This window comes from Limnohabitans sp. 15K, from assembly GCF_002778285.1.
In the GTDB taxonomy this organism is placed as follows: domain Bacteria; phylum Pseudomonadota; class Gammaproteobacteria; order Burkholderiales; family Burkholderiaceae_C; genus Limnohabitans_A.
Map to the genome: position 1 here is coordinate 39,226 of NZ_NESM01000007.1, position 17,346 is coordinate 56,571.

The 17,346-nt window shown below is 58.4% G+C and carries 14 protein-coding genes; 4 read left to right on the plus strand and 10 right to left on the minus strand.

All coding sequences use genetic code 11. The annotated features are described in order from the left end of the window. Positions 1-54 precede the first annotated feature (54 nt). On the minus strand, positions 55-1,863 hold the full coding sequence (locus B9Z40_RS16540) for a nitrite/sulfite reductase (protein ID WP_100174462.1): 1,809 nt from the start codon (positions 1,861-1,863) through the stop codon (positions 55-57). Between the two features lie 261 nt (positions 1,864-2,124). On the opposite strand from B9Z40_RS16540, the gene B9Z40_RS16545 reads away from it, so the two are divergent. Beyond that, positions 2,125-3,324 (plus strand): ABC transporter substrate-binding protein, encoded by a 1,200-nt coding sequence (locus B9Z40_RS16545; RefSeq protein ID WP_100174463.1) that lies wholly within the window; start codon positions 2,125-2,127, stop codon positions 3,322-3,324. A 26-nt stretch (positions 3,325-3,350) separates the two neighbouring features. On the opposite strand, the gene B9Z40_RS16550 is transcribed toward B9Z40_RS16545, so the two are convergent. The 3 genes from B9Z40_RS16550 to B9Z40_RS16560 all read right to left on the minus strand — a co-directional run bounded on the left by B9Z40_RS16550 (position 3,351) and on the right by B9Z40_RS16560 (position 6,570). Beyond that, positions 3,351-4,955, minus strand: a complete 1,605-nt coding sequence (locus B9Z40_RS16550; RefSeq protein ID WP_100174464.1) for an FMN-binding glutamate synthase family protein — start codon at positions 4,953-4,955, stop codon at positions 3,351-3,353. Between the two features lie 83 nt (positions 4,956-5,038). Next, positions 5,039-6,271 (minus strand): FAD-dependent oxidoreductase, encoded by a 1,233-nt coding sequence (locus tag B9Z40_RS16555; protein WP_100174465.1) that lies wholly within the window; start codon positions 6,269-6,271, stop codon positions 5,039-5,041. 26 nt (positions 6,272-6,297) lie between these two features. After that, entirely contained in the window at positions 6,298-6,570 is a 273-nt protein-coding gene (locus B9Z40_RS16560; protein ID WP_100174466.1) for an oxidative damage protection protein, read from the minus strand. Positions 6,571-6,784: 214 nt separating this feature from the next. On the opposite strand from B9Z40_RS16560, the gene B9Z40_RS16565 reads away from it, so the two are divergent. Together B9Z40_RS16565 and B9Z40_RS16570 are read left to right on the plus strand one after the other, a co-directional pair. Then, positions 6,785-7,561, plus strand: a complete 777-nt coding sequence (locus B9Z40_RS16565; protein WP_100174467.1) for a ferredoxin--NADP reductase — start codon at positions 6,785-6,787, stop codon at positions 7,559-7,561. Then, complete coding sequence (locus B9Z40_RS16570; protein ID WP_100174468.1) at positions 7,561-8,073, plus strand: disulfide bond formation protein B; 513 nt, start codon at positions 7,561-7,563, stop codon at positions 8,071-8,073. Before B9Z40_RS16565 ends, B9Z40_RS16570 begins: the two co-directional genes overlap by 1 nt. Here B9Z40_RS16570 and argA read toward each other — a convergent pair. The 3 genes from argA to B9Z40_RS16585 are packed head-to-tail and all read right to left on the minus strand — an operon-like array spanning position 8,060 to position 10,119. After that, complete coding sequence (gene argA / locus B9Z40_RS16575) at positions 8,060-9,406, minus strand: amino-acid N-acetyltransferase (RefSeq protein WP_100174469.1); 1,347 nt, start codon at positions 9,404-9,406, stop codon at positions 8,060-8,062. The genes B9Z40_RS16570 and argA overlap by 14 nt on opposite strands. Positions 9,407-9,418: 12 nt before the next feature. Further along, positions 9,419-9,856, minus strand: a complete 438-nt coding sequence (locus B9Z40_RS16580) for a TA system VapC family ribonuclease toxin (RefSeq protein ID WP_100174470.1) — start codon at positions 9,854-9,856, stop codon at positions 9,419-9,421. After that, on the minus strand, positions 9,853-10,119 hold the full coding sequence (locus tag B9Z40_RS16585; RefSeq protein ID WP_100174471.1) for a ribbon-helix-helix protein, CopG family: 267 nt from the start codon (positions 10,117-10,119) through the stop codon (positions 9,853-9,855). The genes B9Z40_RS16580 and B9Z40_RS16585 overlap by 4 nt, the downstream gene beginning before the upstream one ends. A gap of 153 nt (positions 10,120-10,272) precedes the next feature. Here B9Z40_RS16585 and hrpA point away from each other — a divergent pair, with 153 nt between their 5' ends. Beyond that, positions 10,273-14,292, plus strand: coding sequence for an ATP-dependent RNA helicase HrpA (gene hrpA, locus B9Z40_RS16590; RefSeq protein ID WP_233204947.1), 4,020 nt, complete (start codon positions 10,273-10,275; stop codon positions 14,290-14,292). A 59-nt stretch (positions 14,293-14,351) separates the two neighbouring features. Here hrpA and B9Z40_RS16595 read toward each other — a convergent pair whose 3' ends face one another. From B9Z40_RS16595 to B9Z40_RS16605, 3 genes are all read right to left on the minus strand, one after another. Further along, complete coding sequence (locus tag B9Z40_RS16595; RefSeq protein ID WP_100174472.1) at positions 14,352-14,996, minus strand: response regulator transcription factor; 645 nt, start codon at positions 14,994-14,996, stop codon at positions 14,352-14,354. Positions 14,997-15,009: 13 nt separating this feature from the next. Then, positions 15,010-16,461: a sensor histidine kinase gene (locus B9Z40_RS16600; RefSeq protein WP_158238117.1), complete on the minus strand. Its 1,452-nt coding sequence runs from the start codon at positions 16,459-16,461 to the stop codon at positions 15,010-15,012. 86 nt (positions 16,462-16,547) lie between these two features. Then, a complete protein-coding gene (locus tag B9Z40_RS16605) occupies positions 16,548-17,198 on the minus strand; it encodes a hypothetical protein (RefSeq protein WP_143474003.1) in 651 nt (216 codons plus the stop codon). Between the last annotated feature and the right edge of the window lie 148 nt (positions 17,199-17,346).

A 17,346-nucleotide genomic window follows, 5' to 3' on the forward strand; every position in this document is an offset into this window, starting at 1 on the left:
GATGCTCTGGCCGGGGCGAACATTCGCGAGCAGGGGCTCGCTCCTACAAATTCTTCAGGCTGCGGTTTCCTCAGCAGGGTGGCGGGCCGCATTGGCGGCGGTCTTGAACGGGTCTTGGCCCACACGGCGCAGGGTTTCGATGAAGGCTTCCTGCTTGCCTTCGGCGCCGGGTGCGCGCAACTCTTTGTAGGTGTTCAAAATCGCTTCGATCACATCCGGCACTTCAAACGAAGAGAAGGACGGACCGACCACTTTGCCGGGCGTGGCCGCGCCAGACAAGTCTTTGCCGTCCGAGCCGCCCAGCGTGACCTGGTACCACTCCTTGCCGTCTTTGTCGACACCCAAAATGCCGATGTGCCCCGAGTGGTGGTGACCGCAGGAGTTGATGCAGCCGCTGATGTGGAAGTCGATGTGGCCCAGGTCTTCCAGTTCGTCCAAGTCCTGGTAGCGCTCGGTGATGGCGCTGGCCGTGGGGATGGAGCGGGCATTGGCCAGCGCGCAGTAGTCGCCGCCGGGGCAGGCGATCATGTCGGTCAGCAACCCGATGTTGGGCTGTGCCACGCCCAGTGCTTGGGCTTCGCGCCACAGCGCGTGCAGCTGGTCCAGACGCACCCAAGGCAGCAGCAGGTTTTGGGTGTGCGAGACACGGGCTTCGCCTGCGGAATACTTTTCCACCAAAGCTGCGGCAGCGTCGAGCTGTTCGGCGGTGGCGTCACCCGGGGCGTAGCCCGGGCGCTTGAAGGACAGCGACACGGCGCGCAGCTGCGGGTTCCGGTGCGGGCGCACGTTGCGCGTCAGCCAGCGGGCAAAGGCGGGTGTTTTGGCCGCTTCGATGCTGAGCGCCGCTTCGGCTTGCGCCAACCACGCATCGGTGTTCTCAGGCAGGTTCAGCGCAGGGTCCACAAAACCTGCTTTCACGCGGTCGAGCTCGGCTTGCGGCAGGGTGTGCGGCGCGCCATCGCGCTCCAAAATTTCGCGGAACTCGGTCTCGACTTCATCAAAATAGCGCTGGCCTTCGGCCTTGACCAAAATTTTGATGCGGGCTTTGTACTTGTTGTCGCGGCGGCCCCAGCGGTTGTAGACACGCACCACGGCTTCGAGGTAATTCATCATGTCCTGCCAAGGCAGGAACTCGCGGATCACCACACCGTTGACCGGGGTGCGGCCCATGCCGCCGCCCACCAGCACCTTGAAGCCAACCTCACCGGCATCGTTCTTGATGACTTGCAGGCCCACGTCGTGCCAACCAATGGCGGCGCGGTCCTCAAGGGCACCCGTGATGGCGATCTTGAACTTGCGCGGCAGGTGTGCAAACTCGGGGTGCAGCGTGCTCCACTGGCGGATCAGCTCGGCATACGGCCGGGGATCGACCACTTCGTCCACCGCCACACCGGCCAGCTCGTCGGTGGTGGTGTTGCGGATGCAGTTGCCGCTGGTTTGGATGCCGTGCATGTTCACGGTGGCCAGCAGTTCCATCACGTCAGCCGATTGGTCGAGCGGGATCCAGTTGAACTGCACGTTCTGGCGGGTGGTGAAGTGGCCGTAGTTGGTCGTCAGCTTGGGGGCCAGACCGGCAATTTTGTCTTGGATGGCTTGGGCTTCGGCCAGCAGGGCGGCGTCGGGCGTGTCGTAGTCGCGGGCGATTTGGGCCAGCACCTTGATCTGAGCCGCGTTGATCTCGCCATAAGGCACGGCCACACGCAGCATGGGCGCGTAGCGCTGCACATACCAGCCGTTTTGCAGGCGCAGGGGGCGGAACTGGTCTTCGGTCAATTGACCCGTCTGCCAACGACCCAGTTGGTCGCGGAACTCTGCAGCGCGGGCGCGCACAAAGGCTTTGTCGAATTCGGTGTACTGGTACATGGAGATGACGAGAGAGAAAAATCAGGTCAGAACCCGCTGGCTTGCAGGTTCTTTGAATAGTAAGGACCGCAAAAAGCGGAGATGGGCGTTAATGTAAAGCGTCTTTATGCACAAACAAACGATGTATTAGTTGGGTATATATGCTTTTCGCTTATAAGAAGCTCGGTTGGGCTGGATGACCGTTCTATGGTCCGGTTTCTGAAAGGCTAAAAAGTGGCTGTTAAAGTGGCACCCTTCAGTATTTACCCTAGGGAACCTGACATGAACCGCCTGATTGCCGTCGGCCTCTTGAGCGCAGTCTCTGCCAGCACCGTTCTGGCCCAGACCCCCATCAAGATCGGTGAGATCAACAGCTATTCCGCCATTCCTCAGTTCACCCAGCCCTATAAACAAGGCTGGCAACTGGCTGTCGAGGAAATCAATGCCCAAGGCGGCTTGCTTGGCCGCAAGGTCGAAGTCATTGCCCGCGATGATGCGGGCAAGCCTGAAGAAGCCCTGCGCCACGCGATCGAGCTGACCTCCAAAGAGAAGGTCGATGTGTTGGCTGGAGGCTTTTTGTCCAATATCGGTCTGGCGTTGGCCGACCACGCGCAGAAAAACAAGCGCTTGTTTGTGGCCAGCGAGCCCTTGACCGACGCCATCGTTTGGGAAAAAGGCAACCGCTACACCTTCCGCCTGCGCCCCAGCACCTACATGCAAGCGGCCATGCTGGTCGAAGAGGCGGCCAAGCTGCCCGCCAAGCGCTGGGCCACGATTGCGCCCAACTACGAGTATGGCCAAAGTGCGGTGGCCAGTTTCAAAGAATTGCTCAAGGCCAAGCGCCCCGATGTCGAGTTTGTGAGCGAGCAGTGGCCCGCCCAAGGCAAGATCGACGCGGGCAGCACACTGACCGCCACCATGGCCAGCAAGCCCGATGCCATTTTCAACGTCACCTTTGGCGCCGACTTGGCCCGCTTGGTGCGCGAAGGCAACCAGCGCAATGTCTTCCCCAAAACCCCCGTGGTGTCGCTGCTGTCGGGTGAGCCTGAGTACCTGGAGGTGCTGAAAGACGAAACGCCCAAGGGTTGGATCGTGACCGGCTACCCCTGGGACCAGCTCGACAACAAAGAGCACGCCAGCTTCGCGGCCAACTATTACAAGAAGTTCAATGAAAACCCCAAGGTGGGTTCGGTCGTGGGTTACGCCACGATGCAATCGATTTTTGCGGGCATCAAAAAAGCGGGCAGTGTGGACAACGAAAAGCTGGTCATCGCCATGCGTGGCCTGAAGTTCAACACGCCGTTTGGCACGGCCGAATACCGAGCTATTGACCAACAGTCCACCATGGGCGCTTATGTGGGCATGTTGGACCAACGCGGTGGCAAAGGCACCATGGTGCAATGGCGCTATGCCGATGGCAAAAACTATTTGCCATCTGATGCGTACGTGAAATCTCGCCGCCCTGCGGACGCGATGAAATAAAGCGCGAGTCTTTATGCCGTCTTGACTCAGACAGTCGGCACGCCCCAAACCTCGACAGAACTGGCTGACCAGAATTCAGCAAAAGGACTGGGCAGGGCTGGGGCTGCTGGGTCGGTGGCCAACAGCTGACCATGCTCAAGGGTCACGGTGCTGTCCGCCATCGATTTGGCATGGCCGTGGGCATGCCTGACCATCAGGTGGTGTGGCGTGATGTCGCCGGGCTGACTCAAGCCCGCAGCACCCACCAAATCGGCCAATGCGTGAAGCGTGTTGGCATGAAAGTAATACACCCGTTCGGCCTTGTCGGTGACCACAATCGCGCGTTGGCGCACCGGGTCTTGTGTGGCCACGCCCGTGGGGCAGTGGTCGGTGTGGCAGCTGCGCGACTGGATACAGCCCAGCGCAAACATGAAGCCCCGCCCTGAATTGCACCAATCGGCCCCCAAAGCCAGGCATCGCGCGATGTCAAAGGCCGAAATCACTTTGCCTGAAGCACCAATCTTGATGCGCTCGCGCAGACCTGCGCCCAACAAGCTGTTGTGCACCAAACGCAGCCCATCGCGCAGGGGCATGCCCACATGGTCGGCAAATTCGATGGGGGCAGCGCCCGTGCCACCTTCTGCACCGTCGACCACCACAAAGTCGGGTGTTTGGCCTGTGGCCAACATGGCTTTAACGATGGAAAACCATTCGGCCGCTTGGCCCACACACAGTTTGATGCCTACAGGCTTGCCCCCAGACAGCTGGCGTAATTGGGTGACAAAGTCCAACAATTCGATGGGCGTTGAGAAGGCTGAATGCCGGGCTGGCGAGACGCAGTCCTGGCCCATGGGCACGCCCCGCGCGTCAGCGATCTCTTGGCTCACCTTCGCCTTGGGCAGCACCCCGCCATGACCGGGCTTAGCGCCTTGAGATAGTTTGACCTCGATCATCTTGACCTGCGGCGAGAGGGCCTGCTGCGCAAAGCGCTCCGGGTCAAAGTGCCCGTCGGGCGTGCGACAGCCAAAGTAGCCGGAAGCGATTTGCCAGATCAGGTCGCCGCCGTGCTCACGGTGGTGGGCCGAAATGCTGCCTTCGCCTGTATCGTGGGCAAAGCCACCCAAAGCCGCGCCTCGGTTCAGGGCCTTGATGGCGTTGGGCGACAGGGCCCCAAAACTCATGCCCGAGACGTTGAGCAGCGACAGGCTGTAGGGCTGCGCGCATTGGCCTGCGCCCACCAGAATCCGAAAAGTGGCCGGGTCGGGCTGCACGGGCTGCAAGGAGTGCGCGAGCCATTCGGTGCCCGTGGCATACATGTCCTTGATGCTGCCGAACCCTCGTTTGTCGTTTTCGACCTTGGAGCGCGCATAGACCATGGCCCGTTGGTTGCGCGAAAACGGCAGCTTTTCTTCGTCGTCTTCTAAAAAGTACTGGCGCAACTCGGGGCGAATGTATTCCAGTGCATAACGCAAACGCCCCGTTAACGGGTAGTTGCGGCGCACGGCTTGTTTGGTTTGCTTGTAGTCGATCCAGCCCAATACAAACAGCATGCCCAAGCTCGCACCAGCCCAAGCCGAGAGGGGCCAGACGACCACGGCCGCGGGTGCGGTGACCAGCCAAGGCAGGTAGCGGGACAAGGATTGACGGGCCATGAGCGGCGCTCCTCAAAAAACGGAAACCAGCGGCCGGTGCCACAAAACACCCATCGTAGTGGGTAATGGTGAATTTGTTGAATTTATGTGCTGGCGTAGCGTTCGGCCCACAAGTGCTTGGCCAGCTCTGGTGGCAAAGGCATGGGCTCGCTGGCCAAGCAGGCGGCGGTCAGTTCACCACACAGCACGGCCAGGCTGATGCCGCGTGCGCCCATGCCCGCGCTGATCCACAAACCGGGTAAGCGCTGGTTGTCGATGGGCCCGACAGCAGGCAGGCGGTTGGGCAGGGTGCAGCGCAAACCGGCCCAGCCTTGAATTTTTTCGGATTCAAATTGGGGCTTCATTGCCTCGCCCAAGTCGGGCAAAAGCGTGGCCAAACGCACTTGGTTGGCGGCGTGGTCTTCGATGCGCACAGGAGCTTGTTCGCAGTTGCGCTCGAACGTCGAGCCGATGAACCAGCCAAGTTCCCCATCCAGGGTGGGCACACCGCTGATGAAGCTGCCGTGGCCATTGACGGGAAAGGGGGGCAGGGTTGGCTTTCGGGTGGTGTTTGCACTGGTTGATGAGCCAACCCCTAAGGCGCCATGAACATCAGCCATGAGGCCAAAGCTGACTTGCCCGCGCAAAGGGTTCAAAGGCACCGCAAAACCGGGTTGGTCTTGGAGCAACGTCAAACTGTCAAAGGCGCTGGCCACCACCAGCAAAGGCGCTTGGCCTAAGGTTTCACCTTGTGCACCCAGCACGGCCCACCCGTCAGCCCGCCGGGCGATCGAAGTCACTTTTTGTGACCAACGCACTTGGATACCAGTGGTTTTCAGCTGCGCTGCGACCAGTGGCCTCGGCCGAAGCCAACCCGCGTGTCCGTGCCACAGCGCAGGCGTGCCTAGCGGCAAACCCGCAGCGGCAATTTGCGCCGCACTGGCTTGGATGGTTGGGTTAAGGGTGTCACCATCTGATGGATGGGCGTTCAGATCGGCAGCCGCCAAGCGGCGCTTGCCGCCTAAGTTGTGCTCTAAAACGCCACTCAAAGACCAGTCGGTGCCACTTTGCAGCAGTGTCTCGGCCCGTTTTAAAGTCGCTTGTACGCCAGCGCGGGTGATGCGCGAGAGCACGTTGTCGTCGGGCGAGACATGAGGCGCAGCCAAACCGACGGGCAGGCCGGATGCGCCAGCGCCCACCCCTGCGGCTTGATCGAGCACGGTCACGGCCCAACCACGGTTTGCCAAGCTGTAGGCCACGGCCGAACCCGACAAGCCCGCGCCGATCACCAGGGCTTGACGTGGGCCTGTCCAGCCGCGGTCGGGCTCAGTGCGCAATGAGGAAGAAACCCAGGGAGCCTGGATCAGTTGGTGGGGGGCACGTAGCCTTGGGCCGCGTCAGCGCCATCGCCGAAGAAGTGGTTTTCCATCTGGCGGGCCAGGTATTGGCGGGCGCGCAGGTCGGCCAGGTTCAGGCGGTTTTCATTGACCAACATGGTCTGGTGCTTGAGCCAGTCGGCCCAAGCTTGCTTGCTCACGCTCTCCCAAATGCGCTTGCCCAAATCGCCGGGGTAGGGTGGAAAATCAAGTCCCTCTGCTTCTTTGCCGAGTTTGATGCATTGAATGGTGCGTGCCATGGTGTTATCGAGCCTTGATCTGTCTTAAGAAGCGCTGGTTATACGGATATAGAATTTCAGTATTTCCAGTTGTGAACGAATCGCACGAAAATAGGCGCTGTTTCTTGAGCGGCAACCTCATTCGCGTGGTCTTGCAGGCCACAACTGTAGCAAGCTTTCAGCATCCCCCATGGGCTTTGGGTCTCTTGATCCAGCCACAACACCCGTCAAAAACATGAGTGCTTTTCTCGAAGAACGCGTTTTGAGCGTTCACCACTGGACCGACCGCCTGTTCAGCTTCACCACCACCCGTGACCAGGCGCTGCGCTTTTCCAATGGCCACTTCACGATGATCGGCCTGCGGGGCGACAACGGCAAACCCTTGTTGCGCGCCTATTCGATTGCCAGCGCCAACTACGAAGAGCACCTCGAGTTCTTGAGCATCAAAGTGCCCGATGGCCCGCTGACTTCCAAGCTGCAACACATCCAAGTGGGCGACACCATCGTGGTGGGCCGCAAACCCACAGGCACTTTGCTGTGTGACTACCTGTTGCCCGGCAAACACCTGTACCTCATGGCCACTGGCACGGGGCTGGCCCCGTTCATGAGCATCATCCGCGACCCCGAAACCTACGAGCGCTTTGAAAAAGTGATTCTGGTGCACGGCGTGCGCCAGGTGAACGAGCTGGCCTACCACGACTACATCACGCAAGAGTTGCCTGCCAATGAGTTTCTGGGCGAGATGGTGACGAAACAGTTGCTGTATTACCCCACGGTGACCCGTGAGCCCTACAAAAACCAGGGGCGCCTGACCGATTTGATCGAGAGCGGCAAACTGTTTGCCGATCTGGGTTTGCCCACACTGGACCCGGAAAACGACCGCATCATGATCTGTGGCTCTCCGGGCATGCTCAAAGACCTCAAGCGCATTTGTGAAGAGCGAGGACTTAAAGAGGGCAACACCAGCACCCCGGGCGCTTTTGTCATTGAACGTGCCTTTGCCGAGTCCTGATGAATCCTCGCGCCATCACCCCCCATCGCCTCTTGGCCTTGACTGCCGTGTCGGGCATCGGCATGCTGGCTTTTGGCCTGTATTTGCAACATGTGGTCGGGCTGAACCCTTGCCCCATGTGCATCGTGCAGCGCTATGCACTGATCGGCGTGGTGTTGGTGGCGGCTGTGGGCTGGCGTTTGCGCGGCTGGGGTCTCACGCTGTCGGGTTTGCTGCTGGCGCTGGTGTCCGGTTTTGGCGGCTTTACCGCGGCGCGCCAAAGCTGGCTGCAGTGGTACCCGCCCGAGATCGTGACCTGTGGCCGTGACTTCTACGGCATGGTCGAGAACTTCCCCATCAACCGCGCCATTCCCATGATCTTCAAAGGCAGCGGCGACTGCACCAAGATCGACTGGACCTTTATGGGTGGCTCCATCGCCAACTGGTCATTCTTGGCGTTTGTGTTTTTTGCCCTGGCGGGTTTGTGGGTCGCTTACAAGGCCATGAGCAGCCGCTCCATCACAGCTTCTTGACCAACACCTGGCTCTTGCGGTCCCAGTTGTATTTGCGTTTGCGTGCTTCGGGCAGCCAGTCCGGGTCTTGTTGCACAAAGCCGCGCTTGATGAACCAGTGCATGGTGCGTGTGGTCAGCACAAAGATGCTTTTCAGGCCCATTGCGCGGGCGCGTTGCTCGATGCGCTTGAGCACCTTTTCGCCATCGCCCTGACCCTGAGACTGGGGCGACACGGTCAGCGCCGCCATTTCGGCTGTCTTGGCTTCGGGGTAGGGGTAGAGCGCCGCGCAGGCAAAGATCACGCCGTCGTGGTCGATGATGGTGTAGTGGTCGATGTCACGTTCGATCTCGGTCCGGTCGCGCTTGACCAAGGTGCCGTCTTTCTCAAACGGCTCGATCAACTGCAAGATGCCGCCCACATCGTCTGAGGTGGCTTCGCGCAACTCTTCGAGTTTTTCATCGATCACCATGGTGCCAATGCCGTCGTGCACATACACCTCCAGCAGCAAAGCGCCATCGACTGCAAAGGGCAGGATGTGCGAGCGCTCCACGCCTTCTTCGCAGGCCTTGACGCAGTGCTGCAAATAAAAGCCAATGTCGGTCGGCTCAGTCGGTGTGGGCAGCGACGCCAGCAACTGCTTGGCAGCGGCCAGCGGCAACTCAGTGTCGATGGGGTTGTCTTCACTGGCCGGGGCGTGTGGCTCGATGCGGATGCCCGGCACCTCGGTCACAAAAATCAGCTTGTCGGCCTGCAACTCGGCGGCCACGCTGGTGGCCACTTCTTCCATGGCCAAATTAAAGGCTTCACCCGTCGGCGAAAAACCAAAGGGCGAGAGCAGCACCATCGCACCCATGTCCAGCGTGCGCATGATGCCGTCCACGTCCACCTTGCGCACCAGGCCCGAGTGAATGAAATCCACGCCGTCCACAATGCCCACAGGACGTGCGGTGATGAAGTTTCCCGAAATCACCCGCACCGTGGAGCCCGCCATGGGCGTGTTGGGAAGGCCTTGGCTGAAGGCGGCTTCGATCTCGTAACGCAGTTGGCCCGCCGCCTCTTGGGCGCAGTCCAGCGCCACGCTGTCGGTGATGCGGATGCCCTGCGAATACTTAGGGGTGTGGCCCTTGGCGGCCAGTTGCTCATTGACCTGCGGGCGAAAGCCGTGCACCAGAACGATCTTGACACCCATGCTTTGGATCAACGCCAAATCTTGCGCCAAATGTTGCAACTTGCCCGCCGCGATGGCCTCGCCCGCAATGCCAACCACAAAGGTTTTGCCCCGGTGCATGTGGATGTAAGGCGCCACCGACCGGAACCAGGGCACGAAGGTGAAATTGAAAACTGTGGACATGGGCTTGAGGTGTCAGGGCTTGAGCAAAAGAAGTTGGGCAGAAGGCAACAGATGTGAAAAGTCGCGATCGAATGTGCAGAGTGTCTCACCGGATTGCATCACCGTTGCGGCGATCCAAGCATCGGTGATCAAGTTGCCTGTGGCTTGTTGTGACAGACACACTTGCCTGAGGTTGGGCCAGTTGGCGCCCTGCGGCTGAAATTGCACGCCAGGGCAGCTGAGCAGGCTGTCAATGAAGTCGCTCACATCCTGCAAAGGATCGGTTTCCCGAAAAATCTTGGGGTTGGTGGTGATGCGTAAAAAGCCGGTCACCACCGTACCCATCAAAGTGAGGCTGCTGCGACCGTTGGCGGCTTGAACGACCGCATCGTCCAGCCAGGCGCGGGCACTCACATGGTGGGGGTGGTCGGGCCGAAATGCCGCAACCAGCACATTCACATCCGGCGTCATGACAAGCGTTTCAAGTCCATGCCCGCGTCCATCGCGTCGTACAAGGATCGGTTGCTGCTGGGGTCGATGCCAGTCCTTAGACCACCACGGGCTTTGGAGACAGGCAGTTTGGGAATCACCACCGGTGCGGCAGGCATGTCTTGCCGCACATAAGCCGCCAGCATCTCTCGCACCTTGGCGCTCAGCGAAGTGCCTTCCTGGATGGCTTTGATGCGGGCTTGCTTGACGAGGTTTTCGTCCAAGGAAATGGTCAGGTTGGTCATGTCAAATATCCGTCCCGAAAGTTCACGTAAACCAGTGTAGCACGTGAATATGTGTCGTGGGATAATCCAACCGTGACCGAGCCCGCCAACCCCATACCCCTCCAAATCGAGTTTCCCGAAGGCCTGCCCGTCTCGGCCCGCCGTGACGAAATCATGGCCGCCATGCACCAGCACCAGGTCATCATTGTTTGCGGTGAAACTGGCTCGGGCAAGACCACCCAGCTGCCCAAAATCGCGCTGGCGCTGGGTCGCGGCAAGCTCAACGCCAAGCCGGGCGAACGCGCCCGCATGATCGGCCACACCCAGCCCCGGCGCATTGCGGCCAGCTCGGTGGCCAAGCGCATTGCGGAGGAATTGAAGACCCCCCTGGGCGAGGTGGTCGGCTTCAAGGTACGGTTTCAGGACCGATTGAGCAAAAACGCCTCGGTCAAGCTCATGACCGACGGCATTTTGTTGGCTGAAACACAGACCGATCCGCTGCTGCAAGCTTATGACACCATCATCATCGACGAGGCGCACGAACGCAGCCTGAACATTGACTTTCTGCTGGGCTACCTGCGCCAGATCTTGCCGCGCCGCCCGGACCTCAAAATCGTGGTCACCTCGGCCACCATCGACGCCGACCGTTTTGCCAAGCACTTTGCCTCGCGCAACGGCCCGGCCCCGGTCATCATGGTGTCGGGCCGCACCTTCCCGGTGGAGCAGCGCTACCGTCCGTTTGAAGAATCCCGCGACTATGGCCTGAATGACGCGATTGCCGATGGCGTGGACGAACTTTGGCAAGGTGGGGCAGGGGGCGACATCCTGATCTTTTTGCCCGGTGAGCGCGAAATCCGCGAGGCCGCCGACCACCTGCGCAAGCACTTGGCGCACCAGCCGCTGACGCGCAACGCCGAAGTGCTGCCGCTGTTTGCCCGCCTGTCGCAGGCCGAGCAAGACCAGATTTTTGAAGCGTCGAATGGCCGCCGCATCGTGCTGGCCACCAACGTGGCCGAAACGTCTTTGACGGTGCCTGGCATCCGATACGTGATCGATGCAGGCACTGCGAGGGTCAAGCGCTACAGCCTGCGCAGCAAGGTCGAGCAGCTGATGGTTGAGCCCATCAGCCAGGCTGCGGCCAACCAGCGAGCCGGCCGCTGCGGCCGCGTGGCCAACGGCATTTGTATTCGCCTGTACGACGACAAAGACTTTGCGGGCCGCCCGCGCTTCACCGATCCGGAAATCTTGCGCTCGTCTTTGGCAGGCGTGATCTTGCGCATGAAGAGCCTGCACTTGGGCGTGGTGGAAGACTTCCCGTTCATCGAAGCACCGTCCAAACGCGCCATCACCGACGGCTATCAACTGCTGGCCGAGCTGGGCGCGGTGGATGACGGCAACGAGCTGACCCCGATAGGTAAAGAGCTGGCCCGTCTGCCGCTCGACCCGCGTGTGGGCCGCATGATTTTGGAAGCCCGTGGCCGCGAAGCGCTGGACGAGGTGCTTGTGATTGCCAGCGCCATGAGCGTGCAAGACGTGCGCGATCGCCCCATGGACGCCCAGGCCCAAGCCGACCAGCAACACGCCAAGTTTGACGACGACAAGAGCGAGTTCACGGGTTATCTGAAACTGTGGAAGTGGATCCACGCTGCAAGGGGCGGCGAGCCCCATGCCCGTTCTGCCGCCATGTCAAGTGCGAGCGTGCAAACCGGGCAGAAAACCATGGATCGATTCGTACCTCGCGACGACAGACCCGCCGTCATTGCGAGCGAAGCGCGGCAATCCAGTGGTATTCAGGCTGGATCGCCGCGTCGCTCCGCTCCTCGCGATGACGGGGTGCGCACCAACCAGCCGACCCACAAACTCAGCAACCGCCAATACGAGCAGCTGCTTCGCCAGAATTTCATCAACATCCGGCGCGTGCGCGAGTGGCGTGACACGCACACCCAGCTGCTCACCGTGGTGGCCGAGCACAAGTGGCGCATCAACACGCAGCCTGCGAGTTATGAGCAACTGCACCTGTCCATGTTGGCGGGTCTGCTGGGCAACGTGGGCTACAAGCTCGAAGACGAGGAAGCCTATCTGGGCGCACGCGGCATCAAGTTCCACAAGCACCCCGGCGCTCACCTGAGCAAAAAGCCGGGCCGCTGGATCGTGGTGGCCGAGCTGGTCGAGACCACCCGCCTGTTTGGCCGGGGCATTGCCGCGATCGAGCCGCAGTGGCTGGAGCAGGTCGGCGCGCACTTGCTCAAGAAACAACTGCTCGACCCGCATTGGGAAAAGAAATCCGCCGAAGTGGTGGCGCTGGAGCGGGCAACGCTCTATGGCTTGGTGGTCTACAGCGGCCGCCGCACGCCCTACAGCCGGGTGGACATGCACGGCGCACGCGAGATTTTCATCCGCGAAGCGCTGGTGGGCGACCAGTGGGAGACCAAGCTGCCTTTCTTGGCCGCCAACCACAAGATGATCGCCAAGGTCGAAGAGCTGGAGCACAAGTCACGCCGCCAAGACGTGCTGGTCGACGACGAGCTGATCTACGCTTTTTATGACCAGCAGCTGCCTGCCGACGTGTGCAGCGGTCGCCTGCTGGAAAACTGGTACCGCACTGAGAGCGCCAAGCAGCCGCGATTGTTGATGCTGAGCCGCGAAGAGCTGATGCGCCACGAAGCGGCAGGCATCACCACGCAGGCCTTTCCGAAACACATCCGCCTGGGCGGCACCGACTGCCAGGCCACTTATCTGCACGAACCGGGCGACGCCCGCGACGGCGTGACTGTCACGGTGCCTTTGTTTGTGCTCAACCAAGTCAGCGAAGACCGCTGCGAATGGCTGGTGCCCGGTTTGCTCAAAGACAAGATCCAGGCCCTGCTCAAAAGCCTGCCGCAGCGCCCGCGCAGCCGCTTTGTGCCGCTGCCCGAATCGGCCACACGCCTGGCCACCGAGCTGTCGGTGCCCGAGCTGTTTGGAAGCGCCTCGCTCACCGACGTGCTGCTCAAAAAAGCCCGCGACGAAACCAGTCTGGACATCAAACGCACCGACTTCAAACACGAGATGCTCAGCCCGCACCTGTTCATGAACCTGTGCGTGGTGGACGAGCACGGGCGTCAGTTGGGCATGGGCCGCAACCTGGGTGCACTCAAAGGCGAGCTGGGCGCCAAGGCGCGTGGCGCGTTCCAGGCGCTGGCGCAGTTGAAAGTGTCCTCCGCCAGTGCGAGCCTCACTCAAAACAACGCAAGCCCGTCTCCCGCCACTGCAAGCTCTTCTTCCGTCATTGCGAGCGAAGCGCGGCAATCCAGCCAACGCGCACCCGCAACGGCCAAACCTGCCACAGCGCCCAAGCCCCTGGCCCTCCAGCGCTACACCACCTGGACCTTTGGCGAGCTGCCCGAGCTGATGGAAATCAGCAAAGGCGGCCAGACCCTGATCGGCTTTCCCGCGCTGGTGGACATGCAAGACGCTGTGACCATCGAGGTATTTGACGAGCCCGATGTGGCGGCTGCCAAAAACCGCGCGGGCCTGCGCCGTTTGTTTGCGCTGCAGATCAAAGACGCGCTCAAGTACCTTGAGAAAAACATCCCCGACCTGCAAAAAATGGCCGTGGCCTACATGCCGCTGGGTACGGCGGATGAATTGAAAACCCAAATCATCGACGTGGCGCTGGACCGCGCCTTCTTGCTCGACCCGCTGCCCAATGACGAACTAACATTCAAGCGCCGCATCGAAGAAGGCCGGGGCCGCTTGACGCTGATCGCCAACGAAGTGGCCAGGCTGGCGGGCACCATCTTGCTGGAGTTTGGCGCGGCCACCCGCAAGATCAAAGACACCAAAAACGCGCCTGACGCGACCGCAGATTGCACCCAACAACTGCAACGCCTGATGCCCAAAAACTTCATGGCCGCCACCCCCTGGCCGCAGCTGCAGCACTGCGCCCGCTACCTCAAGGCCGTGACCCTGCGCCTCGATAAATACCGCGCCGACCCCGCCCGCGACGCCCAGCGCCTGACCGAGCTGAAACCCCAAGAACAACGCTACTGGCGCCTGGTGGCCGAACGCAAAGGCGCACAAGATACCCGCATGCTGGAGTTCCGCTGGCTACTGGAAGAACTGCGCGTGAGCTTCTTCGCCCAAGAACTGCGCACCCCTCAGCCTGTGAGCATCAAGCGGCTGGAGAAGGCTTGGGGGCAGTTGAACCATTGACAGAGCTGATGCCGCTTTGAATCTTCAGCTCAATAGCTTCGCATGCACGTATTGCTTGATCAATTGTGGACAAGGTTGATCAGTTTGTACCGTTCATGCTGTTGCGCCAATTCCAGTGCTGAATCGACGCTCATCTTTTTGAGAATGTTCGCCCGATGTGTCTCAATCGTTCGGGTGCTGTTCTTCAGCTCTTCTGCGATTTCTCGATTGGTCATGTTTGCAAGAATTTTTTCAAAAACTTGTAGCTCGTGTCCTGATAACAGCATGAGCTTGGCTCGATGTCGTTCGCTGAATGAGGCGTTGGCCAGGCGGTACTGACAAAGTTCGCCAGCTTTTTTGATTTTGGCAATCAGCAGCATGGGATCGAATGGTTTAGTCACGTAATCCATCGCACCTTGATGCATGAGCTCAACGGCCATTTGAAGGTCGCCATGTCCGGTCATAAAAATGACCGGCCACATGAAATGACCTTGTTTTAATTTTGTAAAAAGTTCAGTGCCAGTCATGGCAGGCAGCCGGATGTCTAAGAGCAAGCAACCAGGACGTTGCAAATTTTCATCCAGACCAGGCATCGCTTCAAGGAACTCAATGGCCGATGAAAAATGTCGAGAATGCACAAGGCCTGCAGACCTGAATAGAAGCTGAAGACTTTGTCCCAATTCAGCGTCATCTTCGACAATAAAAATCTGCGTGTCCGTATTCATGGTCTCGTGGCTCCTAAGGAGCGGTTGAAATGGGTAACTCAATGACAAAGCAAGCACCGTCACCGCTGTTCGATCGCAGCATCAAATGTCCTTGAAACCGCTCAATCACAGATCGACAAAGGTTAAGACCAATCCCTAATCCATCTTTCTTTGTCGTGAAAAAAGAGTCGAAAATTTGGTGTTCTATCTCAGGGGGAATTCCGCTGCCCGTGTCTGAGACTGCGATTTGTATGGTCTGGTCCTGAATTGAGGAGGTGATTGAAATCTCTCTTTTTGCTGACTGAGACTTTTCCAATGATTGCAAACCATTCCTCACCAGGTTGAGTAGTACTTGGTCAAACAATACGGGGTCAATCATTGCAAAAAGACTTTTTTCAGCTTGAACATTGATCTCAACACCCAGTGCCAAGGCTTGTTGACGCAGGTGTGGTGTTAAGTGCCAGATGAGTTGATTCACATCAGTTCGCACCGATTGAACAGGTCCTTGATGCAACAGCCCCCGCACCGAAACAAGGACTTGTGCGGCGCGTTGACTTTGTTCATGGATCTTTTGCAACAGTTTTTCTAGCAAATCGGGATCAGGACCTTGCTGCAGATGCATCTGACCAGCCACCGCGTAATTGGAAATGATAGCCAATGGCTGGTTGATCTCGTGCGCGAGGCTAGCGGACATTTCACCCAGCATACTCAAGCGGCTTTGTTTTTCAAGAAGCCGTGATTTTTCCATCACATCTTTTTCGGCACGGAGCCTGAGCCTGTGGTTTCGAAAATGTAAAACCAACAACACGGACAAGAGCAAGGCAAGAACAGCGAAAACGGGTCTCAATACTTTCAAAATGTCTGCTGTCAATTCAAGCGACTTGAATTCAAGGGTCCAATGACCTTCCCAAGATGGATGATTGACTCTTAAGTAATGGTGGTCTTTCGAAGGGTCCGTTTGGTAGGGGGTCACGGCAACTGAAATTTCAGACATGGCCAGTTTTTGGTTGGCCAAAACAGGCCATACAGATGTGTCTAGGGTAGTGACTAAAGTCATGCCATCTCGGTGAAGCAAAGGCACATAAAGGTCAACCACGCTTTTACCTGCCCACTCGTACAAAGCACTGTAGCTGTGGGTTTGCAGTTCTTGGGTGTGAGCAAGCGCTAAGCTTTGCAATGGCAGAAGTTGCAAGGCCATTGAAGGCATGCCTGATTTCGTCGCAAACCGATGTGTTTGCCCATTTGCACTCATTAAGCGCAAGGCCACAACCTCTTTAGAAAAGTTGAGCCACTCGGTAGACTTTTGATCGAATGCGGTGCCAGGCTCGCGCAGTTCATTGGCTCGATTCCAAGCTTGACGCTCTAGGCCTTCAAGGTGAACTTCCAATTGCTGTGAAAATTGCGCTCCTGACAATTGCAAACTATTTTGAAGCCTGTAGATGGCCCATTGTTCTGACAGCCAAGGTGTGATGATCAGCAGGGCCATGAAAGACACCACAACCACAGCACCACCAAAGTTAGACAACCAGCGTCGCTTGACTTCTGGCAACCCATATGACGGCCAGTGAAAGATCATTTTTCTAAGGACAGTTGGCGTTTGAAGAACCCAGGCGACTGAACCACCAAGGGCCAAAGCAGGGTCTGTTCGGTTTGCCATAATTTATTGACGAAACCTGCTCGCGTGCATCCCCGTGCCTCCAGTTGTGCATATTTTTCGTACAGGTTAATGCGTGCAGCTGCCTCGGCAGTCAGTTGCTCTGCAACACGCGTCACGGTGGCCAATTTGTTGGCATCTTGCCGATAAGCTTGGCAAGCCATGCCGATCAAGGAAAACTCGGGCACAAAACGGCAAAAGTTGGCGCTCGACAAACTTGACTTTTGGCGAAATTCCGCCAGGACCGATCGGATCTGAGACTGCACATCCAGCAATTGGTCTCTCGATGAGTTCAGTTGTAAGGTGATGAGGTCTGAACTTGGACTGCCGGGTTGCGAAATGAATGCGCCGTAAGTGCACATGCGGTTCAGACGGTTAAAACCACTCTGCAGTTCTTGTACAACCTGTTGAGTCGGTAAAAGATAAGCCTCGACCGTCTGGCTGCTAGCGGGTGAGAAAAGGCTTGGTGCTGGTGGCACAGGCGAAGCCGCAGCCCAGGCCGACTCATTGAAAGTAGCTTGGGCCCAAAACAAAGTGACGGTTATTCGAAGCAACCAGCCTGGACGCATCCAATAAGTATATTTGTTAAAAAACACTAATTTATAAAACTTTGGTTGGGTATCAACAAAATTAACGTCTGCAATTTGTGATATTTGCTCACTAAGAACTAGTTTTATGGGTAAATTAAATTTCGAATGAGGGGGTCAAATTAAAAAT